Origin of the sequence: Paracoccus sp. PAMC 22219, from assembly GCF_000787695.1 — a bacterium.
Taxonomy (GTDB): domain Bacteria; phylum Pseudomonadota; class Alphaproteobacteria; order Rhodobacterales; family Rhodobacteraceae; genus Paracoccus.
This window is the reverse complement of record NZ_BBPH01000177.1, coordinates 1-2,846: the sequence shown is the minus strand read 5'-3', so window position 1 is coordinate 2,846 and position 2,846 is coordinate 1. Positions and strand designations below refer to the sequence as shown.

The following is a 2,846-nucleotide window of genomic DNA, read 5'->3' as shown; positions in this document are numbered from 1 at the left end:
ATCATCGACCTGCGCCAAAACCTCCACGCGGTTCAACTCGCGCTCGCTCATCATCACCCATCCCATGTCCGCTCATCCTCATGTTCTGTCGAGGGCAGAGTGACATTCCTGAATTGCTCATGGGCGACATTTTAGCTTTGCGGCTACATGTCCATTAAAGTAATAAGCTATCTTATGTCACATCTGGCCATTTACTAGCTACTTGCCGCCTCTGCCCAAGTTTCTGGAATAGCATCCCAGACCTCACGACGCGCGGCACGGTTGATCGGCGACGGGTGTACAGAGGCGTAGAATGCGAGACCGTGCTTCTCCAGGGCAGCCTTCGTTCGCGCAGCCTTGCGGCCAACTGCAATCACAGTTGACTGCTTGGGCAGCAAATCGATGAGGGCGTGATATTGCGTGTGCCGTTCCACCACGGGATGACGTTCCACAGAACCGTGTCCTCACGCGGGATCCTGACTTGCCGCATGAAGTTGAAGACAGCCTCGGCGGTTGGATCGTCATTGTCACGGGAGATGGAGCCCGCGCCGATCTTTCCGGTGGGTGCCCGATCATCAGTCATCGGGCCGGGCTTTTCCATCAGGAAGAGCAACCTCGCGTCAGTCCCGCCGTCCACAGGGTCGAAATCGGGAGCGGTTCCAATATTCCGGGCACGAAGCTTTGCAGCATAGGCCGTTAGCGGGGCCATATGTGGGAGATCCAGCATCGCGCGGCGGGTTGCGATGGCGGTCAGGCTGTTCAGGCTGCGTGGCGCGTCAATTGGGGTGCGGTTGTCTTCCATTCTTAAAGCTCCCGGGTAACGTGTCACAAGATCATCCATCTCGCCGGACATCGCCATAGCCAGATCCATAGCCATGCGTCCGATCAAGTCTCGACACTCCACCTGCGCGGCCCATCTGTGTGACCGGGCCTGGCCGGGGAACATCAGGCCGAGCGCGTTGCCCGCGATCGCACCGGTGCTGTCGCTGTCGCCTGAATGGGTGACGGCGACGATCAGCCCATGCTCCAAGTCTCGCGCGCAGCGGCAGGCATGGATGGCGATGGACAATGCCTCCTCGGCCGTCCAGCCGCCGCCCAACTGTTCGGTCGTCTCCGGGCGTCCATCGGCGGGCGTCTGCAGCCCGCGCAGAATGGCGTCGCGTGTCTCGGCGCCGAAGCTGTGGGCATGGGTTGCCGCTGCCTGCTCCAGTCCATCACCGTCCGCCAAGGACCGTAGGATCAAGGCCCATGCAGCAGCCGCCTCCTGCCCGGTCGGATGACCGTGGGTCAGGGCGGAGCACTCCATCGCCAAGTCCCGTACACGATGCTCAGCGACGAAGGCAATGAGCGGTTCCGAGCATGGGCCGCACAGCATTTCCCGCGCGGTTATCGGTGCCACCAGTGGCGCGACCTGCCGCCCGAGAGCTTCGCCATCGTCGGCGTCCGCATCAATACCGTGGTGCTGACCCTTCAGAAGTGCTAGGCAAGATTTACTCCTTTTTGCGACGGAGTGACTTAGGCCCCGCTTCGGCGGGGCCATTTTTATGCCTTTTTGGTCATGCCATCACTATTAGCATTGCGCCATCAATGACGGTGTGAGATCATTTTTCCATAACTGCTATCATGGAGATCAGAATGGGCAACATGACCATACGCAACTTGCCAGATGAGGTTCACGATCACCTTCGAGAGCAGGCAACCAGCAATATGCGCAGCATCGAAGCAGAGGTTCGCGCGATCCTGGTCAATTCCTATGTTGCCAAGCACACAGGCGGATTTGGACAACAGCTGCGCGCGCACTTTAAGGACATGGGCGTCATAGGTGACGAACTGACGTTCGACCGCAGCAAAGAACCTGGGGAGGCTGCGGACTTCACATGATCATCATTGATACCAATGTGCTGTCTGAGGTCCAGAAGCCAACGCCCAATCCCAATGTCATGGCATGGCTGGATGCTCAGGAGCCGGGCGATCTTTATGTAGCTGCAATCACTGCCGAGGAACTGATGTTCGGCGCTTTCATCCTGCCAGCGGGAGACCGGAGGACGCGGCTTATCGGCGCGATTGAGGGTTTGCTTGAGACGTCCTTCTACGGCCGCATCCTTCCTTACGATATTACCGCGGCAACCTTCTATGCCATGCGGGTTTCCAGCGCCCGTCAGCGAGGGATAACCATCGGACATGCGGATGGTCAGATCGGGGCAATCGCGGCGGCACAGAAGGCGGCAAAGGTCGCCACGCGCGATAGCGATCCATTCAAGGCGATGAACCTGGAGGTCATCAACCCGTGGGAATATTGCCCCTGAATATGGAATGCCCGCAAAGCGCGGGCATAAGGCATTTTTCTAAAGTTGCGGATGCCTGACAGCCTCATAGAGCTGAGACGGCAGAGCATAGTAATGAGAAGCCCCAGCTGCTTTGCAGCCGGGGCCTCTCAATTATCTGAAACCGCCAAAGCTCCAGTGCCTAAGACGGGCACGGCTTGTTTGGTGGGTTTCTATCGCCAGTTATCGGAGGTCACCATGATGATGGTGACGAACAGGGGTGAGTTGACGATAGGCAATATCGCTCGTGCGCGCCGAATGGCACGTTGGATCATGTTACGAATTGCGCGGCCTTTTCAGTTTCTGATGGGAATTAGGGTACTACTGCCCCGTGGGGCTGTCATGTACGCGAGTGACGATTATTGGGGATAAACCCGGCATATTCAGGCAGGTGTGGCAGTTTGATTTAAGTCAGCTGTATCAGTTTGATGCTTTCGCACGGGGGTTACCTCTCAATTGCGGTGACGCAACAGGTACGGGCTTTGTAGTAAGATTTTGTTAGTCATTCGCGCATTGCGTGCCTCTGATCCGGGCGTCCCCTTC

At 57.7% G+C, this 2,846-nt stretch carries 3 protein-coding genes; 2 read left to right on the top strand and 1 reads right to left on the bottom strand.

The genetic code is table 11. The features are described from left to right. Positions 1–352: 352 nt before the first annotated feature. Positions 353–1,519 (bottom strand): ADP-ribosylglycohydrolase family protein, encoded by a 1,167-nt coding sequence (locus tag TY51_RS22880; RefSeq protein WP_052650398.1) that lies wholly within the window; start codon positions 1,517–1,519, stop codon positions 353–355. A gap of 95 nt (positions 1,520–1,614) precedes the next feature. On the opposite strand from TY51_RS22880, the gene TY51_RS17165 reads away from it, so the two are divergent. Both TY51_RS17165 and TY51_RS17160 read left to right on the top strand, forming a co-directional pair. Continuing rightward, positions 1,615–1,860 carry an Arc family DNA-binding protein gene (locus TY51_RS17165; RefSeq protein ID WP_042251849.1) on the top strand — a complete coding sequence of 82 codons (246 nt, stop codon included), beginning with the start codon at positions 1,615–1,617 and terminating at the stop codon, positions 1,858–1,860. Beyond that, on the top strand, positions 1,857–2,285 hold the full coding sequence (locus TY51_RS17160; protein ID WP_042251846.1) for a type II toxin-antitoxin system VapC family toxin: 429 nt from the start codon (positions 1,857–1,859) through the stop codon (positions 2,283–2,285). Before TY51_RS17165 ends, TY51_RS17160 begins: the two co-directional genes overlap by 4 nt. The last annotated feature ends 561 nt before the right edge of the window (positions 2,286–2,846 follow it).

Coding starts and splice junctions, on each gene's coding strand:
- TY51_RS22880 (WP_052650398.1), bottom strand. CDS start 1,519: ATGGCCCCGCCGAAGCGGGGCCTAAGTCACTCCGTCGCAAAAAGGAGT.
- TY51_RS17165 (WP_042251849.1), top strand. CDS start 1,615: ATGGGCAACATGACCATACGCAACTTGCCAGATGAGGTTCACGATCAC.
- TY51_RS17160 (WP_042251846.1), top strand. CDS start 1,857: ATGATCATCATTGATACCAATGTGCTGTCTGAGGTCCAGAAGCCAACG.